Annotated in this window: 15 protein-coding genes; 12 read left to right on the top strand and 3 right to left on the bottom strand. The window is 71.5% G+C overall.

Annotated features, from left to right (window positions below):
- The 9 genes from MKK88_RS10180 to MKK88_RS10140 form a co-directional block, all read left to right on the top strand.
- Positions 1–1,017 (top strand): ABC transporter substrate-binding protein (locus tag MKK88_RS10180; protein ID WP_243999285.1); only part of this gene is annotated, 1,017 nt, incomplete at its 5' end.
- 19 nt (positions 1,018–1,036) lie between these two features.
- Positions 1,037–1,912, top strand: coding sequence for a branched-chain amino acid ABC transporter permease (locus MKK88_RS10175; protein WP_243999283.1), 876 nt, complete (start codon positions 1,037–1,039; stop codon positions 1,910–1,912).
- A gap of 256 nt (positions 1,913–2,168) precedes the next feature.
- A complete protein-coding gene (locus MKK88_RS10170; protein ID WP_243999281.1) occupies positions 2,169–3,089 on the top strand; it encodes a branched-chain amino acid ABC transporter permease in 921 nt (306 codons plus the stop codon).
- A complete protein-coding gene (locus MKK88_RS10165) occupies positions 3,086–4,591 on the top strand; it encodes an ATP-binding cassette domain-containing protein (protein WP_243999278.1) in 1,506 nt (501 codons plus the stop codon). The genes MKK88_RS10170 and MKK88_RS10165 overlap by 4 nt, the downstream gene beginning before the upstream one ends.
- A gap of 156 nt (positions 4,592–4,747) precedes the next feature.
- Positions 4,748–6,001, top strand: a complete 1,254-nt coding sequence (locus MKK88_RS10160) for an acyl-CoA dehydrogenase family protein (RefSeq protein WP_243999276.1) — start codon at positions 4,748–4,750, stop codon at positions 5,999–6,001.
- A complete protein-coding gene (locus MKK88_RS10155; RefSeq protein WP_243999273.1) occupies positions 5,998–7,056 on the top strand; it encodes a phosphotransferase family protein in 1,059 nt (352 codons plus the stop codon). Before MKK88_RS10160 ends, MKK88_RS10155 begins: the two co-directional genes overlap by 4 nt.
- Positions 7,057–7,058: 2 nt before the next feature.
- Complete coding sequence (locus tag MKK88_RS10150; protein ID WP_243999271.1) at positions 7,059–7,835, top strand: SDR family NAD(P)-dependent oxidoreductase; 777 nt, start codon at positions 7,059–7,061, stop codon at positions 7,833–7,835.
- Between the two features lie 259 nt (positions 7,836–8,094).
- Positions 8,095–8,865 (top strand): SDR family NAD(P)-dependent oxidoreductase, encoded by a 771-nt coding sequence (locus MKK88_RS10145; protein WP_243999287.1) that lies wholly within the window; start codon positions 8,095–8,097, stop codon positions 8,863–8,865.
- Complete coding sequence (locus tag MKK88_RS10140) at positions 8,862–10,631, top strand: class I adenylate-forming enzyme family protein (protein ID WP_243999269.1); 1,770 nt, start codon at positions 8,862–8,864, stop codon at positions 10,629–10,631. Before MKK88_RS10145 ends, MKK88_RS10140 begins: the two co-directional genes overlap by 4 nt.
- Here MKK88_RS10140 and MKK88_RS10135 read toward each other — a convergent pair.
- Complete coding sequence (locus tag MKK88_RS10135) at positions 10,601–11,206, bottom strand: hypothetical protein (protein ID WP_243999267.1); 606 nt, start codon at positions 11,204–11,206, stop codon at positions 10,601–10,603. The genes MKK88_RS10140 and MKK88_RS10135 overlap by 31 nt on opposite strands.
- A 183-nt stretch (positions 11,207–11,389) precedes the next feature.
- On the opposite strand from MKK88_RS10135, the gene MKK88_RS10130 reads away from it, so the two are divergent.
- From MKK88_RS10130 to MKK88_RS10120, 3 genes are read left to right on the top strand one after another with little or no spacing between them, the layout of a single operon-like run.
- Positions 11,390–11,635, top strand: a complete 246-nt coding sequence (locus tag MKK88_RS10130; RefSeq protein ID WP_243999265.1) for a ferredoxin — start codon at positions 11,390–11,392, stop codon at positions 11,633–11,635.
- A complete protein-coding gene (locus MKK88_RS10125) occupies positions 11,635–12,903 on the top strand; it encodes an NAD(P)/FAD-dependent oxidoreductase (RefSeq protein WP_243999263.1) in 1,269 nt (422 codons plus the stop codon). Before MKK88_RS10130 ends, MKK88_RS10125 begins: the two co-directional genes overlap by 1 nt.
- Before the next feature lie 8 nt (positions 12,904–12,911).
- Positions 12,912–14,165 (top strand): cytochrome P450, encoded by a 1,254-nt coding sequence (locus MKK88_RS10120; protein WP_243999261.1) that lies wholly within the window; start codon positions 12,912–12,914, stop codon positions 14,163–14,165.
- A gap of 33 nt (positions 14,166–14,198) precedes the next feature.
- On the opposite strand, the gene MKK88_RS10115 is transcribed toward MKK88_RS10120, so the two are convergent.
- Together MKK88_RS10115 and MKK88_RS10110 are read right to left on the bottom strand one after the other, a co-directional pair.
- Positions 14,199–14,582 carry a VOC family protein gene (locus tag MKK88_RS10115; RefSeq protein ID WP_243999259.1) on the bottom strand — a complete coding sequence of 128 codons (384 nt, stop codon included), beginning with the start codon at positions 14,580–14,582 and terminating at the stop codon, positions 14,199–14,201.
- Between the two features lie 151 nt (positions 14,583–14,733).
- A partial coding sequence (locus tag MKK88_RS10110; protein WP_243999257.1) for a methyl-accepting chemotaxis protein occupies positions 14,734–15,183 on the bottom strand: 450 nt, incomplete at its 5' end.

Here is a 15,183-nt window from a genome sequence, read left to right as displayed (position 1 = left end):
GACGACAAGTCGTCAGCCTCGGATGCGGTCCGCGCCTTCCAGCGGGCGGTCTCGGAGGACAAGGTCAACCTCGTCATCGCGAGCTACATCTCCGAGGTCGTGCTGGCGCTCATGCCCTGGGCGGCGCGGCTGAAGACCCCGCTGATCACCCCCGGCGCGGCCTCGAACGAGATCAGCGTGAACGTCCACAAAGACTATGCGCGCAACAAGTACACCTTCCACGGCTACCTGACCTCGCACGCCCTGGCGCAGGCGGTGTGCGACTCGGCGAAGGACGTGCTGGTCGGCAAGCTCAAGGCCAAGACCGCCGCGATCATGAGCGAGGACGCGGCCTGGACCCGGCCGCTGGACGCCGCCTACCAGGATTGCCTGCCGAAATCCGGGCTGAAGGTCGTCGAGCATGTCCGCTTCTCGCCGGACACGGGCGACTTCACGCCGATCTACAACAAGATCGAGGCGGCGAAGCCCGATCTGATCGTCACCGGCATCGCCCATGTCGGCGTGCAGCCGACCGTGCAGTGGCAGAACCAGCAGGTGCCGATCGCCATGACGGGCATCAGCGGACAGGCGACCTCCTCGACCTTCTGGGCCAACACCAACGGCGGCACGCAGGGCGTGCTGTTCGACAGCGTGGCGCTGCCCGGCGTGGCGCTGACCGAGAAGACGATCCCGTTCTCGGAGGCCTTCACCAAGCGCTTCGGCGGGGCGCCCTCCTACGCGGGCTTCATGGCGTACGACGCCGTCTACTACTCCGCGGAGGCGATCAAGCGGGCGGGCTCCACGGAGGCCGACAAGCTCGTCGAGGCCCTGGAGAAGACCGACTATGTCGGCACCGTCGGGCACCTGAAGTTCTACGGCAAGGACGACCCGTTCACCCACTCGATCCAGTACGGCCCCGGCCTCATGACCAGCGTCCTCGGGCAGTGGCAGAACGGCAAGCAGGTGGCGATCTGGCCGGCCGCGACCGCCAACGGGGCCATGATCCTGCCCCCTGCGGTCAAGCCGGCGGTCCAGTAGGTCGGGCGGGGAGAGCGCGGTGATCGGCCTCCAGATCCTCGTCGACGGTTTCGCGATCTCGGCCCTCTACGCGCTCGGCGCGATGGGCTTCACCCTGATCTTCGGGGTCTCGGGCGTCCTCAACCTGACCCACGGCGCCCTGATGGTCATGGCCGCGGTGGCGGCCTGGGCGGCCTCCGCCCTGTTCGGGCTCGGCTCTTATGTCGGCGCGGCGATCGGCGTGCTGTGCGGGCTCGCCGGCGCGCTGGTGACCTATTTCGCGGTGGTCGCGCCGATCGAGCGCAGCCGCGCCATTCCGCGCGAGGAAAAAGAGATCTTTGTGCTCACTGGGACCCTGCTCTGGGGGATCATGATCCAGGAGCTCGTCGCCTACTTCTTCACCGACAACCCGAAGACCGTGCTGCCGATCGTCGAGGGCGTGGTCGAGATCGCGGGCGTCCGCACGCCGAAGAACGAGCTGTTCACGGCGGTGATCTGCTGGGTGGTGATCGGCCTGCTCTGGCTGTTCGTGAACCGGGCGCGGGCCGGCAAAGTCCTGCTCGCCGCCTCCATGAACCCGCGCGGCGTGACGCTGCTCGGCCACGACATGGGCAAGATCTACGTGGCGGTCTGGGCGATCTACGGGCTGCTCGCCGGCATCGCCGGGGTGCTGCTCGGGATGTTTCTGGGGGTGTCCTCGTATTCAGTGGGGCCGCTCACCGCGAGCGCCTTCTCGATCGTGGTGCTGGGCGGGTTGGGCAGCGTCACCGGCTCGCTGATCGCGGCTTACGTGGTGGGGTATCTGGAGACCGCTACCGCCTACCTGATCTCCCCGGCCTACCGGGTGATCCCGGCGCTGCTGCTGCTGGTCGCCGTGATGTATCTGCGCCCGCAGGGCCTGCTGGGGCGGCGGTGATGGTTGTTTTGGGATTTTCCGATCGAACCAAGCCTGTCCCGCGCGATCTCCGCCGCATCCCCGCCCCCCTCTGCGGGGGAGGGTGGCCCCTGCGTCAGCAGGGGTCGGGAGAGGGGAACCCTGCTTCAGGGAAGGGCGCGCCCTTTACGCGGTACGGCGCGTTGTTCTGCGCCGTCGCTCCCCTCTCCCGACCCCCTTCGGGGCCCACCCTCCCCCGCAGAGGGGGGAGGGAAACGCGCGGAGTTCGTGTATCCCGATGAAGCTCCTCACCACACCCGGCTTCTGGATCGCGATCCTCGCCGTCGCGCTGGCCGCCACCCTCCCCTGGTATGTCTCCGGCTACATCCTCGGCCTGCTCACCATCGCCTACTATTTCGGCGTCTTCGCCATGGCCTGGGACCTGCTCTTCGGCTTCGCCGGCGAGGTGAATTTCGGGCCGACCTTCCTGATCGGGCTCGGGGCCTACGGCGCCGGGATTCTCAACAACCGCTACGAGCTGCCGATCCCCTGGTGCCTCGCGGCCGGGACGCTCCTCGCCGTGGTCGGCGGGCTCGCCCTGGCGCTGCCGGCGCTGAAGGTGCGCGGACCCTATTTCGGCCTGATCACCCTGGTGGCGGTGCTGCTTCTGCAGAACATGATCGTGGTCTTCTCCGACCTCACCGGCGGCGAGATCGGCCTGACGGTCCCTGACGTCATCTCGATCGACGCCGACACGAACTACTGGCTGGCGCTGGGCTTCATGGCGGTCTCCGGCCTGATCCTCACGGCGATCGCCCGCTCGCCCGTTGGGCTGATCCTCCAGGCCGCCGGCCAGGATCCGGTCGTGACCGGGGCGCTCGGCTTCAACGTCGCCAAGCACAAGCTCGCGGCCTTCGCGGTGAGCGCCGCCTTCTCGGGCCTCGCGGGCGGGCTGGTGGTCTTCTACATGGGCACCGCCTCGGTCGGCACGCTGATCGACACCGCGGTCGGCGTGCAGGTGATCATCGCAGCGGTGCTGGGCGGACGGCGCACCATCGTGGGGGCGGCGCTCGGCGCGGTCTTCTTGATCGCGGCGGGCGAGCTGCTGCGCCCGCTCGGGGCGCTGTCGACCTTCGTGGTCTCGGCGGTGGCCCTCCTCGTGATCCTGTTCGTGCCCTCGGGGCTGCTCGGCCTCGCCTCCCTCCGGAGAGCCCGATGACCGTCGCCGTCGCGCCCCCGCTGACCCTGTCCCCCGTCGCGGCCGAGCCCTGCCTCAGCGTGCGCGGCCTGACCAAGCGCTACGGCGGCCTCGTCGCTGTCAAGAACATCGACCTCGATCTGCGGCCCGGCGAGATCTTGGGGCTGATCGGCCCGAACGGCTCGGGCAAATCCACCGTGATGAAGCTGATCATGGGGCTGGAGCGGCCGAGCGCCGGCTCGATCCGCCTCGACGGCGCCGAGATCGGCGGCATGCCGGCCCACCGGGTGGCGCGCTCCGGCATCGGCCTCGTGTTCCAGCACGCCCGGCCGCTCCAGCGGCAGACGGTGCTGGAGAATATCAGCCTCGCGCTCCTGCCCGACAGCCTGATCCGGCTCGCCGCCGACCCGCACGTGACGCGGCGCGCGAAGGAAATCGCCGAGCGCGTCGGCCTCGGCGCCGTCATCGACCGGCGCCCCGGCACCCTGCCCTTCGCGGATCTGCGCCGTCTGGAACTCGCCAAGGCCATCGCCCGCGACCCCCGGGTGGTGCTGGTCGACGAGCCCTTCGCGGGCCTGACCGGCGGCGAGGTCGCGGCCTTCTCGGAGCTGATCCGGGGCTTCCGCGACGAGGGCAAGGCCGTGCTCCTCGTCGATCACAACGTGAAGAGCGTCTCGGCCCTCGTGGACCGGGTCTTCGCCATGTATCTCGGCGAGCGCATCGCCGAGGGCTCGGCCGAATCCGTGATGGCCGACCCGACCGTGCGCCGGGTCTATCTCGGCGGCAGCATCGAGACGGCGGCCCGGCCGGAAGCCGCGTTCAAGCCGGATTCGCTGCTGACCGTCGAGGGCGTCGACGTGCTCTACGGCAAGGCGCAGGCGCTCCGCGCCGCCTCGATCCACGTCCACGAGGGCGAGTTCGTCTCGGTGGTGGGCCTGAACGGCGCCGGCAAGACCACCCTGTTCAACGCGATCTCGGGCCTCGTGCCGCATGGGGGCACGATCCGGTTCGCCGGCCAGGATCTCGCCCGGATGAAGCCGGCCGCCATCGCGCGCGCCGGCATCGTCCAGGTGCCCGAGACCCGCGAGCTGTTCGGCGACCTCAGCGTGCGCGAGAACCTCGACCTCGGCGGCCAGCATTTCCCGAAGGCCGAGAGCGCCAAGCGCCGCGAAGAGCTCTACGAGCTTTTTCCGATCCTCAAGGCCCGCGAGGGCCAGAGCGCCCGGACCCTCTCGGGCGGCGAGCAGCAGATGCTGACCATCGCCCGGGCGCTGATGATGCGCCCGCGCCTGCTGATCCTCGACGAGCCGACATTGGGCCTCGCCCCGGTGATCCTGGAGCTGCTGTCGAAGGCGCTGGAGAAGCTGCGCCAGACCACGCCGATCACGGTGCTGCTCGGCGAGCAGAACGTCACCTTCGCGCTCCCCCACGCCGATCGGGTCTACGTGCTGGAACAGGCCCGGATCGTCTGGGAAGGGCCGCCGCAGCGCTTCGCCAGCGAGATGGGGGCAGCCTATCTGTGAGAGCACTTCCCCTCCCCCCTGCGGGTAGGGGCCAGGGGTTGGGGTGGTGCCGGATCGAGCGCGGCGGTGCCTTCTGCACCGCCCCCCACCTCCAACTCCTCCCCGCAAGGGGGAGGAGAGAAGCCCGCAGCGATGGATGTGAGCGGAGCGGACGCCTTGGATTTCAATCTCTCCCAATCCCAGACGCACTGGCTGACCCGCGTCCGCGCCTTCATCGCCGACGCGATCGTGCCGGCGGCCGGTGCCGTGGCGGCCGAGCGCGCGGCGAGCCGCGACCCCTCGCCCACCCTGGAGCGGCTGAAGGAGACGGCCCGGGCCGAGGGCCTGTGGAACCTGTTCCTGCCGCCCTCGCCCGAGCACGACACGGAGGCGTATCGCGGCGCCGGCCTGACCAACCTCGACTATGCGCTATGCGCAGAAGAGATGGGCCGGGTCGGGATCGCCTCGGAGGTGTTCAACTGCGCGGCGCCCGACACCGGAAACATGGAGGTGCTGCACCGCTACGGCACCGCGGCCCAGAAGGAGAAATGGCTGAAGCCCCTGATGGCGGGCGAGATCCGCTCGGCCTTCCTGATGACCGAGCCGGAGGTCGCCTCCTCGGACGCCACCAACATCGCGACGGCGATCCGCCGCGACGGCGACCACTACGTCGTCAACGGCCGCAAGTGGTGGTCGACCGGCGTCGGCGACCCGCGCTGCCGGATCGCGATCCTGATGGGCAAGACCGACCCGGAGGCGCCCCGCCACCGGCAGCAATCGCAGATCCTCGTGCCGATGGACTCGGCTGGAGTCCGCGTCGAGCGCCTGCTCCCGGTCTTCGGCTACGAGGACGCCCCCAAGGGCCACGGCGAGGTCGTGCTGGAGAATGTCCGCGTGCCGGCCGAGAACCTGATCCTCGGCGAGGGGCGCGGCTTCGAGATCGCGCAAGGGCGGCTGGGGCCCGGACGCATCCACCACTGCATGCGCACCATCGGGGTGGCCGAGGTGGCGCTGGAGGCCATGGCGCGCCGGCTCGTCTCCCGCGTCGCCTTCGGCAAGCGGATCTCCGAGCAGTCGGTCTGGGAGCAGCGGGTCGCCGAGGCGCGGATCGACATCGAGATGACCCGCCTCCTCTGCCTGAAGGCCGCCGACATGATGGACAAGGTCGGCAACAAGGGCGCCAAGCTCGAGATCGCCATGATCAAGGTCGCAGCGCCCCGAATCGCCCTGAAGGTGATCGACGACGCCATCCAGGCCCATGGCGGGGCCGGGGTCTCGGAGGATTTCGGGCTCGCGAAGATGTACGCCCATATCCGCACCCTGCGGCTCGCCGACGGGCCCGACGAGGTCCACAACCGCTCGATCGCCCGGCTGGAATTCGGGCGCTACACCAATGCCCGGCCAGGAGCACCGGAGGCCGAGCGCGCATGAGCGAGGCCGATGTCTTCTCCGGCGTGAAGCCGGTCGAGCCGCGCCACCGGATCGACGAGGCGAAGCTCGCCGCCTGGATGGAAACGCATGTGCGGGGCTACGCCGGCCCGCTCACCGTTCAGCAGTTCCGCGGCGGCCAGTCGAACCCGACCTACCGGCTCGACACGCCCGCCCAGGCCTATGTGCTGCGGCGAAAACCCTTCGGCGTGCTCCTGCCCTCCGCGCACGCGGTGGACCGCGAGTTCCGGGTGATCGGCGCCCTCTACGGCGAGGGGTTCCCAGTGCCCCGCCCCTTCGCGCTGTGCGAGGATCCGGAGGTCATCGGCGCGGCCTTCTACGTGATGGAGGCGGTGGACGGCGCCGTGCACTGGGACGGCGCCCTGCCGGGTCTCGATCCCCATGCCCGCCACCGGCACTATGCCGGCATGATCGCCACGCTGGCGCGCCTGCACGCCATCGACTCGGAGGCGGCGGGGCTCGCCGATTACGGCCGGCCCGGCAACTACTTCGCCCGGCAGGTCGACCGCTGGACCCGCCAGTACCGCGCCGCCGAGGACGGGCGGCTGGAGGACGTGGAGCGGCTGATCGCGTGGCTGCCCAAGAGGGTGCCCGAGCAGCAGGGCGCCTGCGTGGTCCACGGCGATTACCGCCTCGACAACCTGATTTTTTCGCCCGATGGCGGCGTCAGCGCCGTCCTCGACTGGGAGCTATCGACCCTCGGCGATCCGCTCGCCGATTTCAGCTACCTGCTGATGCAGTGGGCATTGCCGGCGGACGGGCGCAGCGGGCTCGGTGGGCTCGACCTGAACGCATTAGGCATCCCCACACGGGACGAGGCGGTGGCGCTCTACTGCCGGGCGTCGGATCGCAAAGACCTGCCCGACCTCGACTGGTACTTCGCCTACAACCTGTTCCGGCTGGTCGGCATCCTCCAGGGCGTGGCGGCCCGCGCCAAGGCCGGCAACGCCGCGAGCGAGCACGCATCCGCCATGGCGGCGCGCGTGCCGAAGCTCGCCGCTGCGGCCTGGGGCTTCGCCGAGCGGGCGGGGGCCTGAGCATGGCGTTCTCCGGCTGCGTCGTCGCCGTCACGGGGGCCGCCCGGGGCATCGGCTGGGCGCTCGCGGTCGCCGCCAAGGCCCGGGGCGCGACGGTCGTGGCCCTCGACCGGGATGGGGCCGGGGCGGAGGCCGTGGCGGCGGAACTGGGCGGCCGGGCCTTCGCGCTCGACGTGGGCGACGCGGCGGCGGTCGCCGCGGCCCTGGCGCGGATCGAGGCCGAGATCGGCCCGATCGCGCTCTATTGCTCCAACGCCGGCATCCTGGAGCGCGATCCCGACCCGGATCTCGCCACCTCGGCCGACCCGGATAGCTGGGCGCGGGCCTTCGCGGTGAACGTGATGGGCCATGTCCACGCGGCGCGGGTGCTGGTCCCGCTCTGGCGCGCCCGGGGCGGGGGCGCGTTCCTCGGCACGATCTCGGCGGCGGGGCTGCTCAGCCAGATCGGCAGCGCCACCTACGGCGCGACCAAGCACGCGGCGCTCGCCTTCCTGGAGCATCTCGCCATCGCCCATGCCGAGGACGGGATCCGGGTCGCCGCCCTGTGCCCGCAGGGCGTCGACACCGCCATGCTGGGGGAAGCCAGCGCCGCGTCGCGCGACGGCGTGCTGGCGCCGGAGGTCGTGGCCGAGGCCGCGTTCGACGGGCTGGCGGCGGGGCGCTTCCTGATCCTGCCGCACCCGCAGGTGGCCGAATACGCCCGCCGCCGGGCCGAGGATCCCGAGCGCTGGCTCGCCGGCATGGCGCAGCTGCGCCGGTCGATGCGGGCGGGGGTGTGAGGATGGGCGGGTATCAGGCCAATCACAACGCCGGCCGGACTTGCGCGTCTCCCTCCCCCCTTTGCGGGGGAGGGTGGCCCCCGAAGGGGGGCGGGAGAGGGGAGCGACGGCGCAGGAATAGGCTCTGCCCTTCATGCCGGCCGCGCTCTTTTCTGAACCCACGCTCCCCTCTCCCGACCCCTGCTGACGCAGGGGTCACCCTCCCCCGCAGAGGGGGGAGAGAGGGCGCGTGTCATCGCAACCTGGGCAACACAACGCCATGTCCCTGTTCGACCTGACCGGCAAGATCGCCCTCATCACCGGCTCGTCCCGGGGCATCGGGCGGGCGATCGCCCTGCGGATGGCGGAGCACGGCGCCCGGGTGGTGATTTCTTCGCGCAAGCGCGAGGCCTGCGCGGCGGTCGTGGCCGAGATCGAGGCCGCCCACGGCCCCGGCCGCGCGGTGGCGATCCCGGCCAGCATCTCGGTGAAGGACGAGCTCGAACATCTCGTCGCCGAGACGGAAAAGCAGCTCGGTCCGGTGGACGTGCTGATCTGCAACGCGGCCAGCAATCCCTACTATGGCCCGCTGGCCGACATCACCGACGCGCAGTTCCGAAAAATCCTCGAGAACAACGTCCTGTCGAACCACTGGCTGATCCAGATGGTCGCCCCCGGCATGGTCGCGCGACGGGACGGGGCGATCGTCATCGTGTCCTCGATCGGGGCGCTCAAGGGCTCGCCGGTGATCGGCGCCTACAACGTCTCGAAGGCCGCCGACCTCCAGCTCGCCCGCAACTACGCGGTGGAGTACGGCCCCGCCAACGTGCGGGTGAACTGCCTGTGCCCGGGCCTGATCCGCACCGATTTCGCCCGGGCCCTGTGGGAGGATCCCGACATGCTGGCCGCCACCACGGATGCCGCGCCGCTGCGCCGGATCGGCGAGCCCGACGAGATCGCGGGCGCGGCCGTGTTCCTGGCCTCGGCGGCGGGCCGGTTCGTGACGGGTCAGGCCCTCGTCATCGACGGCGGCGTGACGATCGCCCGATGAGCCACGATCCCCGCCTCCCCGCCGGCTGGCCGGCCCTGCCCTTCCGCGAGGCCGAGGCGCGGCTCACCGCCCCGGGCGCGCCCTTCGCGATCACGACGATCGACATCCGCGGCGTGCCGACCCGGATCTGGGAGTCGGCGCCGCCGACTCTGGGCGACCTGTTCCGGATCGCGCGGGGCCATGGGGACAAGACCTTTGTGGTCTACCGCGACGAGCGCGTGACCTTCACGGGCTTCGCCCGGGCCGCCACCGCCCTGGCGCGGGCGCTGGTGGAGGCCGGCGTGCGCAAGGGCGATCGCGTCGCCATCGCGCAGCGCAACCTGCCCGAATGGCCCGTCAGCTATTTCGGTGCCCTGCTCGCCGGGGCGATCGCCACACCGCTCAACGCGTGGTGGACGGGGCCGGAACTGGCCTACGGCCTGCAGCATTCCGGGGCGCGGGTGCTGATCGCCGATGGCGAGCGCTTCGCGCGGATCGCCCCGCACCTGCCCGAATGCCCGGCCCTGGAGCGGGTGTTCACCACCCGGATGGAGCCCGATCCCCGGGCGACGCCGCTTGCGGATATCCTCGGCCCGTTGGCCCAATGGGCCACCCTTCCTGAACTGCCCCTGCCCGACATCGCCCTCGATCCCGAGGACGACGCGACCCTGTTCTACACCTCGGGCACCACCGGGAAGCCCAAGGGCGCGGTCGGCACCCACCGGGCGGCCGCCACCACGGTGATGGCCTATCCCTACTCGGCGTCGCGCAGCGCCCTGCGCCGGGGCGAGGCGCCGCCGAAGCCCGACCCGACCGCGCCGCAGCGGGTGGCGCTGCTGGTCATCCCGCTGTTCCACGTCACCGGCTGCCACGCCAGCCTCGGGGCGGCGCTGTACGGCGGCCACCGCCTCGTGATGATGCACCGCTGGGACGCGAACGCGGCCCTCGACCTGATCGAGCGGGAGGGCTGCACCAGCGCGGGCGGCGTGCCGACCATCGCGTGGCAGCTCGCCACGGCGGCCCGGGAGGCCGGACGGACGCTGCCGAGCCTCGACGCCGTCACCTATGGCGGCGCCCCCGCGGCCGGGGATCTGGTGCGGACGCTGGGCGAGGCCCTGCCCGGGGTCGTGCCCGGCACCGGCTGGGGCATGACCGAGACGTCGGCGACCTTCACCCATCACCAGGGCGAGGATTACTGGGCGCATCCCGATTCCTGCGGGCCGCCGCTCCCGGTCTGCGAGGTGCGGATCCGCGATCCCCTCGGAGACGACCTGCCGCCGGGCCATGTCGGCGAACTCTGCGTGAAGGGTCCGAACATCGTCCGCGGCTACTGGGATGATCCGAAGGCCACCGCGGAGGTCCTGTCCGACGGTTGGCTGCGCACGGGCGACCTCGCCCGGGTGGACGAGGAAGGCTTCCTGACTATCGTCGACCGGATCAAGGACATGCTGATCCGCGGCGGCGAGAACATCTATTGTTGCGAGGTCGAGAACGTCCTCTACGAACATCCGGCGGTGATCGACGCCGTGGTGCTGCCCGTGCCCCACCCGACGCTCGGCGAGGAGCCCGGCGCCATCGTGGTGCTGGACGAGGGCGCCGAGGCGAGCCCGGAGGCGATCCGGGCCTTCGCGGCAGAGCGGCTGGCGGCCTTCAAGGTGCCGGTGCGGATCGTGATCTGGGACGGGCTCCTGCCCCGTAACCCTGCCGGGAAAGTCTTACGTGCCGAACTGCGGACGGTGTTCGTGCCGCCCCTGGATCAGAACGGCTCGCCATCGTCCGGCCGGTAGACGCGCAGCGTCCGGCCGTCGGGGAACAGCACCGTTCGGCGGTGCACCACGACGTAGCCCGCGGCCTCGGCGCTGCTCAGGCGGTCGAGGCGCTCGTCGGCGTAGCCGGGGCCGTAGCCCGGGCCATACCCGTAGGGCCGGTAGCGGACGTAACCCTCCGGCGGCGGAGACGGCGCTACGGCGATGCGCGGACCGGTGAACGCCCGGGGCGGTGCCGCCGCGATGCGCGGCCGGCGGGTCTCGGCGACGCGTCGCTTGGGCGCCGCGCGCCCGGCCGCGATCCGGGTTGGGGCACGGCGCGCCGCCTTGTGTGGCGTGCGGGCGGGCCGGGCCGCCTCGGCAACGGCCGCCGGGGTCGAAGCGGCCGGCGGCGTGGCCGCGGATGGGGCCGACGATTTGGCCGACGACGGGGCCGGTGCAGGGGACGCTTTCCGCTCCGGAGCCGGTGCCTCGGCGGCAGGCTTGTGGGTCGGCGGGTCCGTCCAGGTCGTGCCGGCCGCGGGCTCGGCCGTGGCGCCGCCGACGCCGAGCAGCAGGATGAGGGCGGCGAGGCTCGTTCGTGCACCGTGCGGCATGGTGCCCTCCTGGGGTCGCGGCGCGTCTGGCAGGCCTGCGAGGCGGTGGAACACTAATCTGAACCGTTGCCTAAGGGAATTCCGAGATTTCATTTCTACGGGGATCCGCGAGTACAGATCTGCGCGTCTGACGCATCGATCCCACCGGGCGGAACTTGAGGCGTTCCGCGCGGTTGCCTCGCCATGTCGACCCCTGCCGATGCGTCATCCGGATCCCCACCCGGCCTTCGGGTGAGCGTCGATCTCAACCTCTGCCAGGCCTACGCCCAGTGCTGCTACGCGGCCCCGCGGCATTTCCGCATCGAGGGGCACGAGGCCCTGTTCTACGACCCGGCCCCCGCCGCCCAGGATCGAGCCGACATCGAGCGGGCACGCGTCGCCTGTCCGGTCCAGGCGATCCGGGTCGAGGATCCGGGGCGGGGCGCCTGATGGCCCGCCCCGAACATGCCCTCGTGATCGGCGCCGGCCTCGCGGGCCTGCGCGGGGCCGAGGCCCTGCGGGAGGCGGGCTTTTCCGGATCGCTGACGATCGTCGGGGCCGAGCCCCATTTGCCCTACGACCGCCCGCCCCTGTCCAAACACGTCCTGGCCGGCGCGATCCCGGCGCATGCTACCACCCTGCCCCACGGCCTCGATGCGGATGTAGACTGGCAACTCGGCACTGCGGCCGCCAGCCTCGATCGGCAGGCCGGCCGGGTGCTGTTGGCGGATGGGCGCGCCCTGCCCTACGACCGTCTGCTGATCGCCACCGGGACCAGGGCCCGGTCCTGGCCGAACCCGCACGAGGGGCGACTGTCCGGCGTCTTCACCCTGCGCGGGCGGGATGACGCCGCTGCCCTGCGTCAGGCGCTGGAAGCCGGCCCGCGGCGCGTCCTCGTGATCGGCGGCGGCTTCATCGGCTGCGAGGTCGCGAGCCTGTGCCGGACGCTCGATCTGCCCGTGACCCTGGTGGAGCCGGGGCCGACCCCGCTTGCCCGCGTCCTCGGCCGCACGATCGGCGCGTTCATCGGGGCGATCCACGCGGGCCACGGGGTCGACCTGCGCTGCGGCACCGAGGTCGAGTGGCTGGAGGGCGAAGGCGGCCGGCTGGTTCGCGCGCATTGCACCGATGGTAGCCGCATCGAGGCCGATATCGCGGTCGTCGCGCTCGGTGCCGTGCGCAACACCGAGTGGCTCGACGGGGCGGGCCTGTCGGCGGATCCGGGCGGGGTCGATTGCGATGGCGCCGGTCATGTCCTGGACGCGGAAGGCCACCCCGATCCGCAGATCGCGGCGGCAGGCGACGTGGCGCGCTTCCCCCACCCGCTCTACGACGGGCGGCGCGTCGCCCTGGAGCATTGGAGCCACGCCGTCGCGCAGGCCGCCCATGCCGGGCGCCTGCTCGCCGGTGCGCCGCCCGATGCGGCCTACGGCGCCCTGCCGACCTTCTGGTCGACGCAGGGGGACCTCGTTGTGAAATCCGCCGGCCTGACCGAGGGGGCCGACGCGGTGGCGATCACCCAGGGCGATCCGGCCACCGGCCGCTTCATCGCCCTCTACGGCCGCGCGGGGCGCTGCATCGCGGCCGTTTCGGTGGATTCGGCCCGCTGGCTGCCGGCCCATGCCGAGCTGGTCGCCACCGGCGCGCCCTTCCCGCCCGAGGGAGCCGCCACGGACCGGCCCAAGAACGTCGAGATCTTCGAGCCGGGCTTTTCCTGAGGATTTCGATGCCCGATTCCAGCCTCCTCGATCAGGTCAAGGATTTCGTCAACCGGCCGAACCCCTACCCGGTCTACGCCAAGCTGCGGCGGAATCCGGTCTCGCGCCAGGATGACGGGACCGCCGAAGGCACCTGGGTGGCGGCGACCCACGACACCATCGCGCGCCTGCTGCAGGATCCGCGGGTCAGCTCAGACACCCTGCCCCCCGCCGACCGGCCGCGCACCGGCAACCCGCTCACCGACCTGATCGTGAAGCCGCTCAAGGACTGGATGATGGACCGCCACCGGGTCTTCATCTTCCGCGATCCGCCGGACCACGACGCCCTGCGCTCGGCCGTGATGCACCAGTTCTCCCGCGAGCGCGTGCAGGCGATGCGCGCCCGTTCGGACAAGCTGGTGGCTGATCTGCTCGACGAGAAGCGCGACGCCCGGGAGATCGACGCCGTCGACGACCTCGCCTACCCGCTGCCCGTGACGGTGATCTGCGAATTGTTCGGCGTGCCCCGGGAGGACGAGCCGAAGTTCCACGACTGGGCGACGCAGCTCGCCACCGCCCTCGAACCCGACAGCCTCACCGATCCCGAGATCCGCGCCAAGAACAGCCGGACCTTCGATGCGATCGGCGGCTACATGGGCGACCTGATCAAGGAGAAGCGCAGGCACCCGCAGGACGACATGCTCTCGGGGCTGGCCAACCACGCCACCCCGGCCGGGGTGAAGATGGGCGATTATGACCTGATCGCCACCTCGATCCTGATGCTGGTGGCCGGCCACGAGACCACCGTGAACCTGATCACCAACGGTCTGCTCACCCTGCTGCGCCATCCCGACGAGCTGGAGCGCCTGCGCCAGGATCCGCTGCGGGCCCCGCGGCTGATCGAGGAATTGCTGCGCTACGAGCCGCCAGTGCAGTTCCGGACCCGCAGGACGCTTTCGGCCATCGACATCGCCGGCGTGACGATCCCGGAGGGCGCCGATCTCGTGCTGCTGCTCGCCGCCGGCAACCGCGACGAATCCGTGTTCCCGGACCCCGACCGGTTCGACCCGGACCGGACCGGCACCCGCCATCTCGGCTTCGGCGGCAGCCTGCATTACTGCGTGGGCGCGCCGCTCGCCCGGTTCGAGGCCGAGGCGGCGCTCACCGCGCTGGCCCGCCGGCTCAAGGCGCCGCGCCTGATCGCGGACCCGCCGCCCTACCGGCAGGGCGCGGCGTTGCGCGGGCCGGAGCATCTGCGGGTGGCGATCGACGGGATCGCGTGACGGGCGCCGGGCCGATCCGGGCTTCGACGCAACTCAGACCGTGATCCCCACCGGCGTCCCGTCCGGCATGGCCACGATGGCCTCATAGAAGCCGTCGCCGGTCCGCCGGGGCGGCGACACGAGGCATCCCCCCGCGGCGCAGCGCTCGGCCAGCGCGTCCACCGCGGCGATGCAGCCCAGTGAGATCGTCACGTGCGCCCAGCCGACGCGCTCCGGCGCCGACGCCGCCGCGAGCCAGGGGCCGGTCATCAGCTCGATATGCGCGCCCGGTCCGGGGAGCGTCACGAACCGCGACACGAAGCCCGGACGGCGCCGGCTGTGGTAGGGCGGGCCGATCTCCGCGCCGAAATAGTCCCGCCAGAACGCGGCGGCTGCGTCGAGATCCCGCGTCCACAGGGCCACATGGGCGAAGCGCATCGATCGATCTCTCACGGGGGCGGTGCCTGCAGACCCCGCCCCGGGACCACCTGATTCGAAGCGTCTCCCGTCGGACTCGCGCTGTCCACCACCCCTGGGTTGATGCAAGATGCACCCGCGTGGGCACCCCCGTGGGGATCGCGCGAGCCCTTCAGGCGGCCTTGACGGCGGCGAGGAAGGTGGAGACCTCCTGCCCGAGGCTCGTCGAGTAGCGCGCGAGTTCCTGCGCGGCGCTCAGCACCTGCCCGGAGGCCGCCCCGGTGTCGCCGGCGGCCTTGTGCACGTCGGCGATGTCGGCGCTGACCGCCTGGGTGCCCTGGGCCGCCTGCGCGACGTTCCGGACGATCTCGCTGGTCGCCGCACCCTGCTCCTCCATGGCGGCGGCGACGCTCAGTGCGACCGTGCGCATCTCGTCGATCGAATGACCGATCGCCTGCATCGACTCGACGGCCTGCCGGGTCTCGCCCTGGATCGCCGCGATCTGGCCGGCGATCGTCTCGGTCGCCTTGGCGGTCTGCGCGGCGAGGGCCTTCACTTCGCCTGCCACAACCGCGAACCCCTTGCCGGCCTCGCCCGCCCGGGCCGCCTCGATGGTGGCGTT

Source organism: Methylobacterium sp. E-005, assembly GCF_022829725.1.
In the GTDB taxonomy this organism is placed as follows: Bacteria; Pseudomonadota; Alphaproteobacteria; order Rhizobiales; family Beijerinckiaceae; genus Methylobacterium.
The sequence above is the reverse complement of the archived record's forward strand: the minus strand, read 5'-3'. Positions and strand labels throughout refer to the sequence as shown.